The following is a 19,506-nucleotide window of genomic DNA, read 5'->3' as shown; positions in this document are numbered from 1 at the left end:
GAACCGTCAAGCGCCAACCACAATGGAGAGGAGCATCCGCAGCCATGATCGACTCAGCGTGGAAGACGTGGTACCGTGCACAGCACGACAGTCGATGCAACACCTCTGGTGAAGAATTCGAAGACTACGTGACCAAGATTCTTAAACGTCTTCACACCGACTATATGAAACCCGATTCTATGGGCAGCCGTGGCGATGGCGGTTGTGACGGCTTTGCAGAGAACTTCTCCATCCTCTACGCCTGCTATGGTCAGCGTGCCACTACAGGAGTCGACCAAAAAACTAAAGAAAAGCTGGAAGCGGACTTCGCCAGAGGGTATTCCACCTGGACAACCTTTACAACATGGCGATTCGTAACCAACGCGCAGTTCGGTCCAGCCCCGACCAATAGCTTGATTAAATTGCAAAAACAACATGAGGCGGGCACTAAACGCCCGCTCACCTTGGAACTCTGGAAAGCACCCGATGACCTGTGGTGGAAAGCCGCCAATAAATTGAACACATCGCAGCTCGATGAAATAATGCCAGGCGTTCCGCATGCGCAGAACGTAAAACTCAGCGACATGGTAGAACTTATCGAATCACTTACGGCAGTCAATGACAAAGGCACTGATCATCTTCATCCCATCAATCCTGTTCCTTCAACGAAAATGGAGTTTAATAAACTTCCAACAACTACGAGGCTAGAGTTCAACGAAGGAAGGCTCTTGACTCCGCGGATCGAAAAATGGTTTTCGGAGCAAGCGGATCCCCTTCTTCGAGACAATAAAGCTCGTCAGTTTCACGAAATTTATTGCGAAGCACGCCGGACTACGACTGATGTGCGCGAAATCGTAAGACAAATATATGGCGCCCTGGGAGGATCTGATTTCGACATGTCTACGAAACGTGCGAATGCCGTGTACGCCGTTACGGCGTATTTCTTTGATTCATGCGATATTTTTGAGGAACCACCTTCAGACTACACCGGGAGTAAATCATAAAATGCTTCTCCCAACTAAGGGAATTACCGCAGACCGAGCCCTGTTGACGGTGGGCGCAGCATTACTATCCCTGTTAGATTCGCCTACCACCGTCTCCGGACTATGGGAAAGACTCTCACAGAAAACGAAGTCGAATGACGAGTTCGCCCGAATCACATTCGATTGGTTCGCCATGGCCCTGTCCATGCTGTTTGCCATCCAAGCGATCAATTGGAATGCCTCGGGTCAGTTGGTGAGGTCTCATGTTCCTGCATGATATCGGTTCCTCCGATGAGCGTTTTAAAACGCTCAGTTTTCACGAAGGCATGAACATCCTTCTAGCGGACAAGGCGACAGAGTCCAGACTTGGTGACAGCCGAAACGGCGCGGGTAAGACGAGTTTCATTCACATTATCCGATACTTGCTCGGCGGTAGCCTCAGAGATGGCCTCAAGTCAAGCGAACTTACTTCATTTTACTTTTGGTCAGATCTAGAGATTTTCGGCACCGAAGTAACTCGGGTCGAACGTTCAATGTCGCCCCGAACGAAAATTCAAGTTAATGGAGAAGTGACCACTGTCGACGAGTGGAAGTTGGAAGTCGGTAACATCTTCGGACTCCCTGCCGACGTGGATCGTCCCACAGTTGGTCAGCTAATTGGTCAACTCATTCGCGATTATTTTGGCGATCCTCTCAAGACATACCCAGCGGAGTCCGCCTGGGAATCTGGAACACGAATCGGGTATCTTCTGGGTTTCTCGCCCGAGATCCTCATGAAGGGCGGTAAAGCATCCGCTCTGGAAAAGAACAGAAAAACACTCAGAAAGTTAATTTCAGATGGCGCCCTTGGATCAATACCTCTTAACGAGGCCGAACTTCGCGCACGTTTAGCGCAGACCCGTCAGCGGCGATCGCGCCTCGAAAAGAATCTGTTAGGTTTTCGTATCGATGATCAGTACGCCGAACATCAGGCAGAGGCTGATAGCCTCACCCATGCCATTAGGGATCTAAATGATGAAGGTCTTGCTTTAGAGCAGCGAAAGCGCGATCTCGAACTTGCATTCCAAGACGAGAGTCCAGTAGCTTCGAATGGTGAAGTGACCAAGCAGTTGGAATCGATGTACGCCGAGATCGGCATAATACTCCCCGATGTTGTCGCACGACGATTTGACGAAGTCTCAGACTTCCATTCATCCGTAGTACGAAATCGGCGAATGTATCTCCAATCAGAGTTGGCCTTAGTCATTGATCGACTTGGGGCAGTTCAAGCGGAGCGCTCGGACTTGGACCAGCGTCGAGCTGCCGTGATGAATCTGCTGAACGAGTCAATGGCGCTCGAAACATTCCGGGATGCGGAACGGGAACTCACTGAGCTGGATTCAGTCGCAGCAGATTTGGAGCGAAAGTTAGAACTTGTACAGTCGATAAATGATACAGGTCTCCGCCTTCGTTCGATTACGGCCGACGCCGAGTCCAGTCTACGAACTGAGATGACTGAAAAAGAAGCCTCCCTCGAAGAAGTAATTTCGTTGTTCCACCAACTTGGTGAAGAAATATACGACGATCGCGATGTTTCTCTACTCATTGAGGCTACCAACAAGGGAGTACTCAAAGTTGTTCCGAAGATTGACGGCGACGCCTCTGCCGGCATCCTAGGCGTGAAGACCTTCCTTTTGGACATCGTCTGTCTAGTGATGGCCATTAAAGCTGACCGCGCCCCCCGTCTCCTTGTGCACGACAGTTTTCTTTTTGATTCAATGGATGATAGACAGGTCGCCTCCTGCCTTAACATTGGGGCACGTTTAGCGGACACCATTGGATTTCAATACATTGTCACACTCAACTCAGACAGGCTCACAGCCGCCGAGGCAGAAGGATTCGAAAGGCGTAAATACGTTATCGACCCCATTTTAACGGATGCGGGTGAAGAGGGCGGCCTCTTTGGCTTCCGCTTCCAGTAGCAACGCCCTAAGCAACACCATAAACTGTTTCCTCGTAAGGATTGTTGAAGAACAGCTAAGGAGAACGGGCGACACCTGCGCATGAGAAGCCAGCATGGCCGGCCAAAAAATGGATTAAGCTTAATTAAGCATAGCGACGCTATTTCCTTAATTTTCCTGGATATCGCTCAGTACGGCACATCAATGGAGCACAACTGGCTAGCGCCTCGGCCGGTCGATCCGGCGACCGACCAGCAGATAACCGGCATACGCCACCAGCGCCCCCAATGAGTTGGCCAGGATGTCCCAGTTCGTGTCCTCCAGAGTCAGTCGCGATATACCGGCCTTCACCGCGCCGAGCTCGACCAGCTCATTGACGCATCCGAGCGCCGACACCAGGGCGAACAGGGAGAACAACTCGACCGGCCAGCGGCTGCGCCACCCAAGAGACTGCTTCACGTAGTACCACAGAAATCCCGTGAATATACCGCCGCCCACGAAATGAGTCGTGAAGCTGGTATCCCGCCCCTCGATCAGCGGTGACGGCAAGTACCACGACACCCAGAAAAGAATGCACGCCGCGTACAGCCACCAGCGCCAGCGGCGCTCCTCAGCGAGCCCCGCCCGCCGCATGACCGCAGGCACCACCGCGGCGAGAACAATCGGCACGAAAACAGAGATAAAAATAATATACATAAGAACTCCCCGACTACCGGCCGCGCAGTCGGCCCATCTACTTCCGCCTACTCCGACTACTCCGAGGCCCGCTCGCCATCGGCAGGCAGCCGCGGCCCCCGATCCTCGTCATCCCCCTCCCCCGCATTCCGGCGCCAACTGCTTTCCACCGTGTAGAGGACGATGAGGAGGAGGTAGGTGGCCACACTCAGCCAGGCGCTGATCACGCTCACGGCGGCGGCGATGGCGTAGAGCAGCGGCCCCATGGCGAAGCGCCGCGTCATGGCCCGCACGACGTCGTCGGGAACCTCCGGCTTCAGACAGCGCCTATTCCTAATGGCGGCCCGCCACAGCCCATTGAAGAAAAGACCCCCGACCACCATGACCATGCCGTAGAAAACAGCACCGATCCGCGCGTCCTCCCCCGTCTTGAGAGCGCGGGTGAGCACGGTGGTGGCAAAGGGGAGAAAAGCGACGTCGAGCAGGAGGAGAAGATTGCAGACAAGCACCCACTGATCGACATAGCGGATCTTCTGGAAAATGGCGTGATGATTGAGCCAGACCTGCCCGATCAGCAAAAAGCTGAGCACGAAGCCCACATAGCTGGGCCATATGGAGAGCAACCCGCTGGTGAGCGCATCGTCGTCGGGAAGTCTGATCTCCAGACTCAGCAGCGTAATGGCAATCGCGATCACGCCATCGCTGAATGCCTCCAACCGTCCGGGCGACATACGACCAGCCTCCCCATTGACCACGCCTCAGCAGCTTACTACGCCTGTTTGCCCCTTGCTACGCCCCTTACGGCCGTACAGGAAGGGGTAAATGAGCGTTGTAAGCGCTCGCCCGGCCCCGCCCGCACGGAGTACGGTCGCAGCATGTCGCACAGCACGTCCCGCATCGTCATCATCGGCGGCCACGGCAAGATCGCGCTTCTGGCCGCCCCGCTGCTCGTGGCCGACGGCCATGAGGTCATCTCCGTCATCCGCAATCCCGCCCAGGCCGACGACGTCGCCGCCACCGGCGCCACACCCCTGGTCCTGTCCGTAGAGGACGCCGGCACCGAGGAGCTCGCCCAGGCATTCGCCGGGGCCGACGCCGTCGTCTGGTCGGCGGGGGCCGGCGGCAAGGGCGGGCCGGAGCGCACCGACGCCGTCGACCGCGCCGCTGCGATCCGCTCGATGGAGGCCGCCGAGGCGGCGGGCGTGCGCCGCTACATCATGGTCTCCTTCATCACCGCCTACGGCGAGGTGGCCGACGACCACCCGCTGCGCGCCTACGCCATCGCCAAGATAGCCGCGGACCGCCACCTGCAGACCACCGGCCTGGACTGGACGATCCTCGGCCCCGGCCTGCTCACGCAGGACGAGCCCACCGGCGCCATCACCGTGGGCCGCGTGGGGGCCGGCGAGTCCTCAACCGATGCGCCCACCTCCCGCGGAAATGTGGCCCGGGTGATCGCAGCGGTGCTCGGCGAGCCTGCCAGCATCGGCAGAGTCATCCCCTTCCGGGACGGCGGCACGCTCATCGCCCAGGCGGTCGCCGACGTGCCGGAGGCCTACTCAGACCTGTCCTGAGCGAACTCGGACGCGCGACGAGGTCGACATTTCGGGACGACGGCGACGGTGCCACCGTCGATCTCGTTCGAGAATGTCAACCTCGACGAGAGGGTGGAATACTCAAGACGAAGACCATCGTTGGCCGGCGAACCATGCGCGGGCGCTCGGCGCCAGCCCCGCCAAGGACATGCCGATCATGAGCGCAGCCGCGATCACGAGCGGCACCGCATACCCCAGATCCTCGAACGAGCCGCCAGGGCTGTGCGACTCTGCAAGAAAAGTCAGGATCGTAGCGTACAGGGAGTGCAGCAAGAAGACCCCCGAAGCCACAGCGGATCCCGCCACGAGTGTGACCCGTGACCCGCCCGGCCGAGACATGACGACGGCTCCCGCCGCCGCCAGCCCCACCACGATAAGAATCGCCAGCCCCACACCGAAGGGCACCGCACCACCCACAGGCTGGGAATTCGCATACCAGTACAGGCCGTACCCGAGCCTCATATCAGCTCCATACTGGTCGAACGGCGCGCCGACTCCACTCATAAGCAGAAGAACGGGCGCATTGACCAGCCTCCCTGCTGCCAGAACGAGCAGGAACTGCGCTGCCCCAGACGACAGCAGCACAGAAATCGGTGGTGAGCCGGGCCGACCACGAAGCCTCGTGCAACTCATCCAGCCGGCAATCATGAACAGGCAGACCTCGATCAAAGAAATAAGGAAGAAGGAGGCGTTCGTGACTGCACTCAGGAATGTATGCCCACCCGCATAAGCGACGACAAGGACAAGGTCGAACACTGAAGAGGCGACCGACATAGCCGCAGCGGGGATAAAACTCGGAATCGGCCGGCGCTTGACAGCCTGAACAATCCCCACAACGACTATCCATGTCATCGAGCTGAATACGAACCGGTACACCATATCGATCAGACTAAACCCAGCATAACTCCCTATTGAACTGAGAAAAGGAAACGCCAGCTGACACGTCAACAGCGCAGCGAGAATCACGAACAGGCCGGCCCTGGAGGGCTGGCGGGGGATCGGCCTGCGTCCGGGCACGGGCCCGTATTGGTGTCCATACGTGTGCGCGTATGCGATCGGCGCGCTTCCCGGGACCTGAGGGCCCGCCTGAGCTCCTGCAGAGTACGAGGCGCCATACGGACCGGAAGGCATCCCGCCCGGATAACCGCTCAGCGGAGCGGAGGACGCCGAGCCCGGGACGGTCCCGGGGGTGCCATTGACCGCGTAGGCGCCAACACCCCCGGCCGACCCGGCGAGCTCAGCCGACCGATGCGCCCCGTCACCTCCGTCAGCTTCATCTCCGCTAGCTCCGCTGACTCCACTGACTCCGGGATCGCCGTCGAGACCCTGATCAGAGGGGTGCTCGGGCACTGGGGGGAACGTCATGACCGCAGTCTGCCATCGCACCGGTCGCACCGGACCGGGCAGCCCTCCCCAACTTTTGCCTCCCGCCCGGGGGTAGCACCCGGCGGCCAGGAGGAGAAGACTACGGCGTGAGCGGAGTCGCTTGCGGCTCAGGCCACAGCATCAGCACCACGCCTCTGTTCGGTAGGACACCATCATGACCTTCACCTACACGATCAGCTTCACACTCGATACCGTCACGTCCCTCCCACCCGTCGCCGGCAGCGAGGAGCAGCGCGCCTACTGGGTCGCCCCCGACCTCCTGGCCTGGCCGATGTCCCTGCTGCCCAGGGGAATGAACCGCGAGAAAGTCGTCACCGATTCGGGCCGGCCCGTCCCCGGCACCGGCCTGGCCTTCCAGCTGGTCACGGCCCCCGAGGGCGGTGCAGCCGCCGTCCACGGACGCATCGTGGGCGCGGACGGCCTGGCCGCCCCCACGCTCACGCCCCTGCGCGTCGTCGGCAATCTGCCCGAGAGCGTTCGCACCGCCCACCCCAACCTGGAGGGCTATATCGCCCTGAGCCCGACCGACTCCGCCGGCACGCCCCTGCTCGACGGCGACGCCATCGCCGCCGCCCTGACCGGCCAGGTGGCGGTGGCCCAGCACGTGGACGCCAACACGGACGGCAACGGGGGGCGCCTGGACGCCTTCACCGGCGTGCAGACCGCCATCGTCCTGGACCGCCTCTACACCGAGGCCGCCTCCCGCGCCGACCTGGGCGTCACCTTCAGCGACGGCAGTTCCGAAGGCCCCGACGACGACAGTTCCGACAACGTCGATACCGACCGCCCCTCCTTCGCCCTGTGGGCGCCCACCGCCAAGACCGTCACGCTGCTGACCTGGCAGACCGGCGATCCCCTCGGCTCCGTGCCCGAAATGCCCGGCCCCGCCACGCGCACCCCCGCCATCCAGGGCGATGACGGTCGCTGGTGCGTGCCCAACGCCGACGGCCGGATCGGCGTCGGCTGCCAGTACCTGTGGGAGGTGAAGGTGTACGTGCCCTCCACCCGCCGGGTGGAGACCAACATCGTCACCGACCCCTACTCGACGGCGCTGACGACCGACTCCACCCGCTCGGTCGCCGTCGACCTCGCCGATGCGCGCCTGGCGCCCGACCAGTGGGCCGCCGTCCCCGCCCCGCCGGTTCGCAACGACTCCGCCCGCAGCATCTACGAGCTGCACGTGCGCGACTTCTCGGCCGCCGACGAGACCGTCCCGGCCGAGCTGCGCGGCACCTACCGGGCCTTCACCATGGAGGACTCCACCGGTGTGCGCCACCTGGCGGAATTGGCGGGTGCCGGGATGAACACCATCCACCTGCTGCCCACCTTCGACATCGCCACGATCCCGGAGGACCGGGCCGGTCAGCACTCCCCGGAGATCCCCAAGGGGCTGGGGCCGGCCTCCACCGAGCAGCAGGCGGCGGTGTCGGCCGTGGCCGACCGCGACGCCTACAACTGGGGTTACGACCCCTTCCACTGGGGCGCCCCCGAGGGCTCCTACGCCACCGATGGCCACCAGGACGGCGGGGCGCGCATCGTCGAGTTCCGGCAGATGGTCGGCGCCCTGCACGCCCTGGGCTACCAGGTGGTGCTCGACCAGGTCTACAACCACATGGCGGCCTGCGGGCAGGACCGTCTCAGCGTTCTGGACAGGGTGGTGCCCGGCTACTACCACCGGCTCGACGCCGTCGGGAAGGTGACGAACTCGACCTGTTGCGCCAACACCGCCACCGAGCACGCCATGTGCGAGCGCCTCATGATCGACTCGGTGGTGCGCTGGGCCAGGTGCTACCGGGTGGACGGCTTCCGCTTCGACCTCATGGGGCATCACCCGCGCGCCGTCATGGAGCGCCTGCGCACCGCCCTGGACCGGCTCACCGTGGAGGCCGACGGCGTCGACGGCTCCTCGATCTACCTGTACGGGGAGGGCTGGAACTTCGGGGAGGTCGCGAACAACGCCCTGTTCGTCCAGGCGACCCAGGGGCAGCTGAACGGCACCGGCATCGGCGTCTTCAACGACCGCCTGCGCGATGCCGTCCACGGCGGGGCGCCCTTCGACGCCGACCACCGCATCTTCCAGGGCTTCGGCACGGGCCTGCTCACCCAGCCCAGCGGGCTCGACAAGCGCAGCTGGGACTACCAGTCGGCGGATCTGGCTCACCGCACCGACCTGGTGAGACTGGGGCTGGTGGGCAATCTGACCGACTACGTCATGACGGTCTCGGACGGCTCAGTGCGCCGGGGCGCCGACCTCATCCACAACGGCGCACCGGCCGCCTACACCTCCAGTCCGCAGGAGAACGTCAACTACGTCGACGCCCACGACAACGAGACCCTGTACGACCTGCTGGCCTACAAGCTGCCGCGGGGGATGCCCGTGTCCGAACGGGTGCGGATGAACACCGTCTGCCTGGCCACGGTGACGTTGGGGCAGTCGCCGTCCTTCTGGTGCGCCGGCACCGAGCTGCTGCGCAGCAAGTCCCTGGACCGGGACTCCTACAACTCCGGGGACTGGTTCAACGCCATCGACTTCTCGGGACAGCGCAACGGATTCGGCCGAGGGCTGCCCCCGGCGAGGCAGAACGAGGGGGTCTGGCACATTCAGGGGCCATTGTTGGCGGATGCGTGGCTGCGCCCCTCGCCCGACGAGATCGCGATGGCCCGGGCGCAGGCCCTGGACCTGCTGCGACTGCGCTCCTCCACGCCCTTGTTCAGCCTGGGGGACGCCGGCCTCATCCGGGACAAGCTGAGCTTCCCGGGCTCGGGCTTCGCGGCCCCGCCGGGCATCATCGTCATGCTCATCGATGACACCGCCGGGAAGCGGGACGTGGACCCGTCCCTGGACGGCGTCCTGGTGGTCTTCAACGCCTCCGGGCAGACGCTCACCCAATCCCTGACCGAGCTGGCGGGGCGGGACTTCCACCTCTCCCCGATCCAGGCCGAGGGGGCCGACGACGTCGTGCGGCAGACCGGCTTCGACCGGTCCACGGGGACGGTGAGCGTGCCGGCGCGCACCGTGGCGGTGCTGGTTCAGGACCAAGCGGCGAAGAAGCGGCCGGGAGCGCCGAGGCCGGGGAAATCGGGCAAGAACTAGCCCCTCACCCGTCCGTCCTCGTCGCGGCCGCGTCGGTCCGCCCCGGTGAGCTGCTTCAGGTCACTGCGCTAGCCCCTCACTCGTCGCGGCCGTGTCCCACCTCGGGCCGGTCTGCGAGTGAGCGAGTGAGTCGGCCCCGTCGGCCCGTCAGTCGGACAGCTTGTGCAGGCGGTCGATCGGAGTGGAGACCGCCTCGCGCGCCTTCACCACGGTCTCCTCGTCGGGGGCGTCGTAGAAGCACAGGCACTTGACCGTGTCCTCGCGCACGTAGGTGCGCAGGAAGCTGACCTCGGGCACCTGGGCGTACTTGGGCGAATTCGCCTTCTTGCGCGTCAGGTAGGTCTCCATGTCGATCTCGGCGGGGATGTCCCACTCCACGAGGTAGTCGGCCGATCCGCGCAGGCCGCGGATGTCCTCGATCTCGGCGCCCACCAGGCGCACCTCGTCGGGGCCGGTGATCTCGGAGGTCTCGACGGCCTTGAGGCCCTCGCGGACGGCGGCGCCCAGGGCGTCCGGGTCGCCGTCGTGCTCGACGACGGTGAACACGCGCCCATGGCCTGAGGTCACCTGGGATTCCAGGACGGCGGCGGATACGGAGGAGGCGGCCTCATCCACGGCGGCGATGAGGGCCCGGGCGGAGGCGCGATCGGATGCTGCAGGGACGATCTCGAAGAGGTAGAGGGACATGGCGTCTCGTTTCTTCCTGATGGAGGGACGAATGTCCCATTATCGTTCCAGAGCGTCTCCGGTTGACCAAGGGCACCTCACATTCCGGACTCCAGGACGGCGGACCGCACCGGCTCGCAGTCCGCCCCCGGCCGGGCCCGGACGTCGGTTGCGCGCTGACCGCCCCCGATTGTCGGAATCACGATCACAGTCACCCCACCGGCGTCGGTTGCGCGAATCGCCCTCATATTTCAGTGCTGACTTATTCACGTGGAGATTGAGGAGACGCCGTGAACTCGCCGCCCGGCCAGCTCGGCGGCCCGCGCGAGCACGTCGTCGAGCATGTCCGCGGTGAGCCGGCCGGTGAAGGTGTTCTGCTGACTCGGGTGGTAGCTGCCCAGCAGAGTGGCCTCATCACCGTCGGGGCGCGCAAGCACCGCCTCGGCGCCGTGCCCGAAGCGCGGTTTGGGTCTCGGCGCGCTCCAGCCCGCCTGTCGGACAACTCTCAGTGCCGTGTCCCAGGCGATCCCACCGAGCGCCACCAGCACGCGCACCTGCGGCATGAGGGCGAGTTCGCGGGCGATCCAGGGCAGGCAAGCGGCCTTCTCCGCCGTCGTCGGCTTGTTGGCGGGCGGGGCGCAGCGCACCGCCGCACCCATGCGCAGGCCGATCGGCGCCTGCCCATCGCCGGCGTGCCGCGAAGTGTCACGAGTGGCCATGCCCGCACGGTGGAAGGCGGCCCACAGCCAGTCGCCGGACCTGTCCCCCGTGAACATGCGACCGGTGCGGTTGGCGCCATTGGCCGCGGGAGCCAGCCCGACGACGTAGATGCGCGCATCGGCCGGCCCGATACTCGGCACCGGGCGCCCCCAATAGGGCTCATGCGCGAAGGAGGCGCGGCGGCCGATCGTGGCCACCCGCTCTCGCCACGCCACCAGGCGCGGACAGGCCCGACACACGCTGACCCGGGCGTCAAGGGCGGGAATATCGGTTGCGGAGCGGGCCAGGCGCGCCACGCCGTCGGCCGAGTGCGCCACGGGGGTGGTGGTATCGGCCGGGTCACCGGGCCAACCGATTCCGGGCGGGACGGGCGAGATAAAGCCCGTTCCGGTGAGCGGGTGCGGATCGGTCGCCCCTGTCGCTTCTGTCATCGCCCCAATTATCGCGCGCCGATCGCAGGCGGACCCGGCGCCCTCCCGCCCCGTTCGAATCCGCTTCCATCCGCTCCTACTCCCATCCGAGCCCATCGAGCCCATCCGAGCCCATCCGAAAAAGGTGGGGCCCACGCACTTCCGGCTCCCCGCACCACCACACCACCCTTCAGCATTTGCCCGCGGTTCTCTCGATGTAGGCGATGCTGAGTCTCGCTCGCGCGCCGACCTCGTCCCTTGACCTCGGGCGCGAGCCGGGTCCCGTAGGGCTGGGGCGGGCACGGCGCGGGGCTCAGCCTTGACCTCAGGCGCGAGCCGGGTCCCGGCCGGGGACAAGCCCCGCAATGGGGCCAGGTCGAATCCGAAACCCCCGGCCGCCGACGCGAAGCAGCCCTGTGGAGGTGATACGCACATGGGAGGATGGGGGACCGGCGAGCGGATTGCCATTTTTCGTTGTTATTCCAGTAATTCACTTACACCGTCACGACATACTGATGTGCTCCCATGTGCACCGAGGGGGGTCGGTGCACATGGGAGCACATCAACACATTTCTACGGAAACTCAAGAACCCTGTCATGACAGGGAAAACTCGCACCCACTCTGTCTGGACCCCGCTCTCCCATGTGCAGTGCCCTTCCTGCGCGCCTGCGCGCCCCTGACAGCGCCCGCACAATGCAATGCTTGCAACAAATCGCGCGGCGCGGGCCCTTCCTGCGCGGCCCCGACAGCGCCTCGACCACAGGCGGGCCGCCGGTCAGAACCCGTCTTCCTCTCCGTCCCGGCAGCGCCTCGGTCACGCGCCAGAAGGGACAAGACCAGGCGAACATCTTCTCCCCGTCCGCCCGACGGCGCTGGCCCCCGCCCGGCAGCGAGGCCGGAAGGCGCATCTTTCGCCGCACTCGCTGCGGGGCGATAACACACCCGTCCCGCAGCGAATGCGGCGAACCGGCCGGTGACAACAGCACCCGCTCCTGCCCGGACGCCCGACCCCGGTGAGATCCACTCCACCGGCCGATGCTGCGCCTCAGCCCCGTCCGTAGGGGTCGAGGCGCAGATGCATACCATGCGGGTCCAGCACGAGGCCGGCGCGTCCCAGGAACCTGCTCACATCCGGGTCCAGTGCCGAGATCCCGTTGAGGCGCTCGACGACGCGGCGCGGCATCCGGCCGGTCCCCCGTGCCGCAGCAGCGTGCTCGGCCTCGGCGAGTGCCGAAAGCGCCTGCTCCAACTCGGCGGTGTCCGCCGTGAAAGAGGTCAGTGTCCGCCAGTTCTCGACGGCATGGAGCACGGGCCGTCCCTCGATGAGGACAACGCTGGCACCGGCCCGCCGGACGGGCCGTTCGATCTCGCCGGGCGTCCCGCGCGTCAGACCGGGCGGGAGCGCGGCCCCGGGCCAGGGCAGGAGGCCTCCGATGAGGCAGGCCGGGTCCTTGACGTCGAGGACGACAACATCGGTCCCAGCGCCCGGACGTCGAACCGCGCCCTCCCGCCCGGGACCGAGGGCGTCCGGTGCGGACTCGGCCCCGACTGTCATGCGTCGAGATAGACATTCTCGAACGAGGTTGGCGGTGCCACCGTCGGTCTCGTTCGAAAATGTCGACCTCGACGCATCGGGGCCGCTCCCGGAGAAGGCGAGAGCGCGCAAACGGTCCACGACGTCCGCTGCCGCGAACTGAGCGGGACCGAGACCCTCGACGAAGGACCCGCGCAGCAGCGCCCCGACGTCCTCCATGCGCCGCAGTACGGGCGACAACGGCGCCAGCCCGCCGGGCAGTCCCGCGGCGAGGGCGACGTCACGGCTCAGCACGCCGTACCGGTCCAGAAGGGAGTCGACCTCAGCCAGGGCCCGCTCCTCGTCACCGATCTCGGGCGGGTCGAGGCGGAACCAGGCGGTTTTGGGCGCGCCCATCGCGCCCACCGCGCCCACCGCGCTCCCCCGCCCGGCGCCCGACGCCGCCGCTTTCACGGGGAACGCTGCGGTTCGCGCCAGGCCGGTCGTGCGCCCGCGGCGGCGCCTGCTGGAGACACGGCGGGGTCGTACGGGAGTCTCCGCCCGGAGGGCCGCACGCACCGGCGCGAAGGTCGGGGCGGTGGCCAGACCCCGCAAGACCGCTGTGGGTAGGTGTGCGGGCAGGTGCCCCGCGCCCCCGTCGCCGGCGACTCCAGTGCTCTCAGTACCGGCGGTCCCCGTGTCGGCATACCCGATATCCCCATCGGCGAGGACCGGACCGACCACGGGGGCCAGCGGCGAATCCGAGGGGTAGAAGGCGATGAGGCCGACGGGCGCCGCCCCACTTCCCGAAGCGCCACGAGCCGCAGCACCCCGACCCGAGGCACCACCGCCCGCCGTCGTTCGAGCCGGAGCGCCGCCATATGACGGCCCGCGGTCCATCGCCTCACCGCCCGCCCTATCCTCAGCACCCGCACCGTTCGCGGAACCGACCTGCTCCCCCGCCCTCTCGGGCACGACCCGCCACAGAACATCCCCATCGGCGAGGAGCTCGTCGAGCATGCCCGGCCGGTACCCGGGCACCCGGGCGGGCAGAACATACCCCTCCCAGGCGGCAGCCGGCAGGGGTACACCCTCCAGTACGGCGAGGGCCTCGGCCAGGGCGCCGAGCGGATCCTGCTCAGCACGATTCGCCTGCGCGCCTACCAGCCCCGCCCGTTCCAGCACGAGACGCTGAAGGGCATCACCGGACACTGGTCGGACGGCCTGGCGGGCGGCATCGAGTGAACGACGGCGCACACGGCGGAAGACGACCGTCGCCATCCAGATGGCGTGAGCCGGGTCCTCCGGATCCATCGAGTCCGCCGGCGCGTCACCGAGGCGCAGAACCTCGTCCCGCGCCCGCAATTCCTCCAGCGCCTCCTCCAGGAGCCCCGCGCCCATTCCGAAGCGCTCCGCGAGCCCCGCCGCGGTGACTGCGCTGCGCGAGCGCGCCCAGCGCAGGACGAGTTCGGCCAGCGGGCCGCGAGCGCCCTCGGCGCGTCGGACTCCCGGGGCTCCGGCATCCGAGGCCACGCCTCCGGCCCAGTCCGGAACCTCGACGCCGAGAACGCTCCGGAGGCCGACGGCGTCGGCCGCATCCGCCCACAACTCACGACCCGCGATCCGCAGGGGCACCGCCCGGCGAGCCTCCACGAGCGAGTCGAGGAAGCCCCGCGCCGCACGGACCGCCGACTCGGCCGCCCCTCCGGCGCCCGGCCCGACGGCGCCTGCCGCACGGACCGCCGACTCGGCTCCTCCCGCCTCGCCGCACGGGCTCGGGGAACTCCAGGAGACAGCCGTAGAGGCCGCCGCGCCGCACGGGTCCGGGTCATCGCCCTCGCCGTCGGGCCATGCCAGTCGCTGCGCCACCTCCGCGGCCGTCAGCGGCCCAAGCTCGCGCAGCAGGTCGGCGACCCCCTCGGCGTCGGGGCGCGCCCGCCGTCCCGGAGCGAGCCGCTGCAGTTCGGCCTCCACCTGCGCCAGGACCGCCTCGTCGAGCAGGTCGGCCGCGCCGTCGTCTCCGAGCAGCGCCGCAATGGCATCCGGGTCCAGGGACAGCAGGTGGGCGCGACGCTCGGCATGGGGCAGATCCTCCTGGTAGAGCAGGGCGGCCGTATACCCGAAGAGAAGCGGGTGGGCGAAGGGGGAGGGCTCCGGGACGCTCGCCTCGACAACGCGCACCGACCCCGCGGCGATCCGCTCCATGAGGGCGGCGAGGGCAGGCATGTCGTAGACATCCTGGAGGCATTCGCGCGCCGCCTCCACCAGCACGGGGAAGTCGCGGAACTGACGGGCGGCCTCCAGGAGCTGACCGGACTTGATGCGCTGGAGCCACAGGGGCGTGCGCCTCCCGGGGGCCGCCCCCGGCATGAGCAGGGCGCGGGCGGCGCATTCGCGGAAGCGGGCGGCGAACAGGGCCGTCTGATCGATCCGGGAGCGCACGAGCCGGGTCAGTTCCTCGGCATCGAAGACGACGAGCTCAGCGCCGCCGGACAGGCCGTCCCGTCCGCCTTCGGCCGCGGTGGACGCCGCGGGAAGCTGGAGGACGATCCCGTCATCGGCCACGACGACCTGCGGGGCCAGGCCCAGCCGCTGCTGCACGCGCTCGCGTATCGCCATGGCCCACGGCTCGTGGACGCGCCGCCCGTAGGGGCTGTGGAGGATGAGCCGCTGACTGCCGGACTCGTCCTCGTAGCGCTCCAGCACCAGGGCGGTGTCGCTGGGGACGACGCCGGTGACGGCTCGCTGCTCGTGCAGCAGAGCAATGAGGTTGGCCCGGGCGCTCTCGTCGAGGCCAGCAGCGGTCAGGCGCTCCAGGAGGGCGGGCGTCGCGCCGGGACCGGCGGGCGGTCCGCCGGTCCCCGCCGACCCCGCCTCCGTCAACTCCGCAGCGACCTCGCGCAGGAAGGCGCCCCGTGCGGCCCCGGTGGCGGCGGGGCGTCCGGGTCCGTCGCCCTTCCAGAAGGGCAGGCGGGAGCTGCGGCCGGGGGCGGGATCCACGACGACGCGGTCGGCGCCGATCTCACGCACCCGCCAGCTCGTGGTGCCCAGGGTGATGATGTCGCCGACGGCGGTCTCGTTGACCATCTCCTCGTCGAGCTCGCCCACGCGCCGCCGTCCGGAACCAGTCTCGCCCTCCGGCAGGACGACGGGGAAGGCGCCGCGGTCGGGGATGGTCCCCGAGGCGGTGACGGCCGAGCGCTGAGCGCCGGGGCGGGCGGTCAGCGCGCCCGCCCGGCGGTCCCATGTCAGGCGCGGAGCGAAGTCGGCCAGGTCCGCGGAGGCGAAGCCGCCGTCGAGCAGCTCCAGGACCGAGTCGAAGGCGGCCCGCGACAGCCCCCGGTAGGGAGCGGCACGGCGCACCGTGGCGTACCAGGCGTCGGCGTCCAGGTCGTCGACGCTTGCCGCCGCCACGGTCTGCTGGGCGAGGACGTCCAGGGCATTGGCGACCAGCGCGGTGGACTCGATGGCGCTGGCGCGCATGCCCTCGGCGGTGACGGCGGCGTCGATGAGCTGGGTGCGCTCGATCGGGTAGATGGTCCCGCGCGGACGCCCGCCGACGCGGTGCTCGGCCCGCCCCACGCGCTGCAGGCCGGAGGCGACCGAGGGCGGCGGCGCGACCTGGAGGACGAGGTCGATGGCGCCCATGTCGATGCCGAGCTCGAGGGAGGCGGTGGCGACCACGCAGCGCAGCTCACCGGATTTCAGTTCGCGTTCGACGGCCAGGCGCTGCTCCTTGGAGACGGAGCCGTGGTGGGCCTTGGCGATGACCGGAGCCTCCTCCGGGAGACCCTGAGCGCGCTTGGTCTCCCCCATCTCCCAGGACTCGCGGTGGCGGGCGGGCTCGGGCTCGACGACGGCGGGGACGTGCCCGTCACGGTCGACGCCGAGTGCGGCCATGCGCATGGCGTAGGCCTCGTTGAGGTGGGCGGTCAGCCGCTCGCAGGCGCCGCGCGAGTTGACGAAGACGAGTGTGGTGCGGTGGGAGAGCACCCGGTCGAGGATCGCGTTCTCGATGTGAGGCCAGATCGAGGCGGTCATCTGCCCGACCCCGCTACGGCCCACGGGCCCAGCGGGTCCGGCGGCCCCAGTCTCCCCCGCCATCGCCTGCCGCAGGGCGCGGTCGGAACGCCAGGCCTGCGCATGATCGCCCCGCCCGGGACGGCCGGCGCGTCCCCGATCACCTCGGTTGTCTCTGCGGAGTGAGCCGCCCCGGGCCCGCTCCATGCGGGTGCGCCGGTCGGCGACGGCGGGCACACGGGTCATGTCGGCCACGGGCACGGCCACACTCACCGCCGGCGTCGTGCGCCCCTGGTCGGCGACGACTGTGACGGGCCGGGTGCCGCCGAGGAACCGGGCGATCTCCCCGGGCGGGGCGACGGTCGCGGACAGGCCGATGCGCTGAGCGGGACGCTCCAGGAGGTCGTCCAGGCGCTCCAGGGAGAGGGCCAGGTGGGTGCCGCGCTTCTCGCCGGCGAAGGAGTGGATCTCATCGACGATGACGGTCTCCACGGTGCGCAGCGTCTCGCGCACGGTACTGGTGAGCATGAGGTAGAGCGATTCGGGGGTGGTGATGAGGATGTCGGGCGGGCGAGTGCGCAGACGGCGGCGCTCGGCGGCGGGGGTGTCGCCCGAGCGCACGCCCACGCTCACCGGGGCGATCGGCTTCTCAAGGCCGAGGGCGGCCTCGGCGATTCCGGCCAGGGGCCGTCGCAGGTTGCGCTCGACGTCGACTCCCAGGGCCTTGAGCGGGGAGATGTAGAGGATGCGCACACCGCGTGGGGCCGTTCGTGCTCGCTGCGGGCGCACCCTGTCGGCGCTCGCGGTCTTGGCCGGGCGCTGTGCCGCATTGTCGCGGGGCCTTCCGCGCTCGGCGGCGGGGGTCTGGATGAGCCGGTCGATGGCCGACAGGAAGGCGGCCAGCGTCTTGCCCGACCCGGTGGGCGCGATGACGAGCGCGTTCTCGCCGCGGCGGATCGCGGTCCAGGCGCGCGCCTGGACCGACGTCGGGCCATCCGGGAAGGCGGAGGCGAACCAGGCCCGGGTCGCGGGAGCGAAGCCCTTCAGCGCGGCCCCGGACGGTCCTGTCGGCTCGACCGATTCCGCCGGCTCGACCGGTCCAGGCGGCCCCAACGACTCAGGCGCTCCAGCCGACCCTGCCGGCTCAGCAGGCCCAACCGACTCGGTCCGTGCCGGCTCAGCGGGCTCCCCGCTTCTGGCCGTCCGCGCGCTCATGCCGTCACCCGCCTTCCTGATCGTCCCGTCGTCCTGCGCCCGACTTGCACACGGCTCGCACCCGACTTCCGCACTGCATGCAGCCTGCAGCCTGCAGCCCGCAGCCCGCATCAGCCTCTCACAGCCACCGCTCTCGACCGCCCCGCAGAGCCTGCACAGGCGGTGTCGGGTCGGCATCCGGAAGGCGGAACTCCGGCAACGGGGATCCGGCCCCTTCCATCGGGAAACCCGAGCCGATGAACCCGACCGCCGAATCCGATATCGGTCCAGCTGCTCACCCAGGGAAGCACGGCCAGGGTTCCCAGTGGCGCCCACACGTGCGCGGCGCAGGCCCCCTCCGCGGGGGAGCACACCGGCAGCATTGTCCGGAGCCCAGCGGCCGACCGTCCGACTCCTTGCCCGACTCCTCCTCCAGGGGGATCCGAATTCGCCCCACAGAGGGATCACATATCGGTAACGAGGCGGTTGACTGGTCGCATGACAGAGATGCTCATCTGCGAGAAGCTCTTCCTGCTGCTGACCAAGGACTCCGGGTCGCCCGAGAGCCGCCTGGCCGACGCGGCCTACGGCTTGAATGGCGCCCTGCTGGTCGACCTCCTCCTGGCCGGTCGCGTCGCGTTGAACGAGGACCGCAATCCGCGAATCAACATCGTCAACCCCGCCCCCACCGGCCATCCGGTCCTGGATCGAGCCCTGCAGATCCTCCCGGCCAAGAACGGGAAGCGCTTCTCCTCGCTCGTGCCCTGGGGCAAACTCAACCCCACCAGGGACATCGTGACCTCGCTGTCCGCAGCGGGGATCATTGCGGTGGACACCGGTGGTCTCCTCGGCTCTTTCTCACCACGGTATCCCACGGTCGACCCCGTCCCCGAGCAGCAACTGCGCAACCACCTTTACGCGGTGCTGCGCGGCGAGCAGATCATCTCGGAGGCCGACGGCACCATCCTGTCCATCCTCCAGGGACTCAGCGTCGCAACGCGCGTCCTGCCCCGGGCGCAGACCGGACTGAGCAGGAGCGCCCTCAAACGCCGAATCAAGGAGATCGCCCGGGCCAACCCGGCGGGCAGCGCCGTCTCCCGGGCGGTGGACGCGACGAATGGGGCCCTGATCGCAGTCCTGGCCGCAAGCAGCTCGGCTGCGGCGAGCTCCTGATCGCAACCGGCCGCCTGAGCCACCGCGCTTCCTTTCAGCCGCCCACCCGCGCGCTCGCCCGCCCACGCGCCGCGCTACCGCCTTACTACGCCTGTTCACCCCTTACTACGCTCCTCGCCCCCGTACACTAAGGGGGAAAGGAGCGTAGTAAAGGGTA

General features: G+C 67.1%; 12 protein-coding genes. 6 read left to right on the top strand and 6 right to left on the bottom strand.

Features of this window, described 5'->3' with window-relative positions:
* Positions 1-44: 44 nt before the first annotated feature.
* Genes W5W_RS15510 through W5W_RS0103115 form a run of 3 tightly spaced genes read left to right on the top strand, consistent with a single transcriptional unit; the run spans position 45 to position 2,923 of the window.
* Positions 45-983 carry an ABC-three component system protein gene (locus tag W5W_RS15510; RefSeq protein WP_238533237.1) on the top strand — a complete coding sequence of 313 codons (939 nt, stop codon included), beginning with the start codon at positions 45-47 and terminating at the stop codon, positions 981-983.
* Complete coding sequence (locus tag W5W_RS16850) at positions 895-1,239, top strand: ABC-three component system middle component 6 (RefSeq protein ID WP_338009599.1); 345 nt, start codon at positions 895-897, stop codon at positions 1,237-1,239. Before W5W_RS15510 ends, W5W_RS16850 begins: the two co-directional genes overlap by 89 nt.
* Positions 1,226-2,923, top strand: coding sequence for an ABC-three component system protein (locus W5W_RS0103115; RefSeq protein WP_029574041.1), 1,698 nt, complete (start codon positions 1,226-1,228; stop codon positions 2,921-2,923). The genes W5W_RS16850 and W5W_RS0103115 overlap by 14 nt, the downstream gene beginning before the upstream one ends.
* A gap of 198 nt (positions 2,924-3,121) precedes the next feature.
* Here W5W_RS0103115 and W5W_RS0103110 read toward each other — a convergent pair whose 3' ends face one another.
* Both W5W_RS0103110 and W5W_RS14485 read right to left on the bottom strand, forming a co-directional pair.
* Entirely contained in the window at positions 3,122-3,571 is a 450-nt protein-coding gene (locus tag W5W_RS0103110; RefSeq protein ID WP_238533236.1) for a hypothetical protein, read from the bottom strand.
* An 83-nt stretch (positions 3,572-3,654) separates the two neighbouring features.
* A complete protein-coding gene (locus tag W5W_RS14485) occupies positions 3,655-4,308 on the bottom strand; it encodes a TMEM175 family protein (RefSeq protein ID WP_017194307.1) in 654 nt (217 codons plus the stop codon).
* Positions 4,309-4,452: 144 nt separating this feature from the next.
* On the opposite strand from W5W_RS14485, the gene W5W_RS0103100 reads away from it, so the two are divergent.
* A complete protein-coding gene (locus W5W_RS0103100; protein WP_017194306.1) occupies positions 4,453-5,151 on the top strand; it encodes an SDR family oxidoreductase in 699 nt (232 codons plus the stop codon).
* Between the two features lie 102 nt (positions 5,152-5,253).
* Here the strand turns inward: W5W_RS0103100 and W5W_RS0103095 are convergent, their stop codons facing one another.
* A complete protein-coding gene (locus tag W5W_RS0103095) occupies positions 5,254-6,051 on the bottom strand; it encodes a hypothetical protein (protein ID WP_017194305.1) in 798 nt (265 codons plus the stop codon).
* A 661-nt stretch (positions 6,052-6,712) separates the two neighbouring features.
* On the opposite strand from W5W_RS0103095, the gene pulA reads away from it, so the two are divergent.
* Positions 6,713-9,652: a pullulanase-type alpha-1,6-glucosidase gene (gene pulA, locus W5W_RS0103090; protein ID WP_017194304.1), complete on the top strand. Its 2,940-nt coding sequence runs from the start codon at positions 6,713-6,715 to the stop codon at positions 9,650-9,652.
* Between the two features lie 147 nt (positions 9,653-9,799).
* Here the strand turns inward: pulA and W5W_RS0103085 are convergent, their stop codons facing one another.
* From W5W_RS0103085 to W5W_RS0103070, 3 genes are all read right to left on the bottom strand, one after another.
* Positions 9,800-10,339 carry a DUF4242 domain-containing protein gene (locus W5W_RS0103085; protein ID WP_008734105.1) on the bottom strand — a complete coding sequence of 180 codons (540 nt, stop codon included), beginning with the start codon at positions 10,337-10,339 and terminating at the stop codon, positions 9,800-9,802.
* 245 nt (positions 10,340-10,584) lie between these two features.
* Complete coding sequence (locus tag W5W_RS0103075; protein WP_017194302.1) at positions 10,585-11,469, bottom strand: uracil-DNA glycosylase; 885 nt, start codon at positions 11,467-11,469, stop codon at positions 10,585-10,587.
* A 1,025-nt stretch (positions 11,470-12,494) separates the two neighbouring features.
* Positions 12,495-18,197, bottom strand: a complete 5,703-nt coding sequence (locus W5W_RS0103070; protein WP_238533235.1) for a DEAD/DEAH box helicase — start codon at positions 18,195-18,197, stop codon at positions 12,495-12,497.
* Between the two features lie 486 nt (positions 18,198-18,683).
* Here W5W_RS0103070 and W5W_RS0103065 point away from each other — a divergent pair, with 486 nt between their 5' ends.
* Positions 18,684-19,349 carry a GOLPH3/VPS74 family protein gene (locus tag W5W_RS0103065; protein ID WP_008729929.1) on the top strand — a complete coding sequence of 222 codons (666 nt, stop codon included), beginning with the start codon at positions 18,684-18,686 and terminating at the stop codon, positions 19,347-19,349.
* Positions 19,350-19,506 lie beyond the last annotated feature (157 nt).

The sequence above is a fragment of the Actinomyces massiliensis 4401292 genome (assembly GCF_000269805.1).
Taxonomy (GTDB): Bacteria; Actinomycetota; Actinomycetes; order Actinomycetales; family Actinomycetaceae; genus Actinomyces; species Actinomyces massiliensis.
This window is presented reverse-complemented; position numbering and strand designations above follow the sequence as displayed.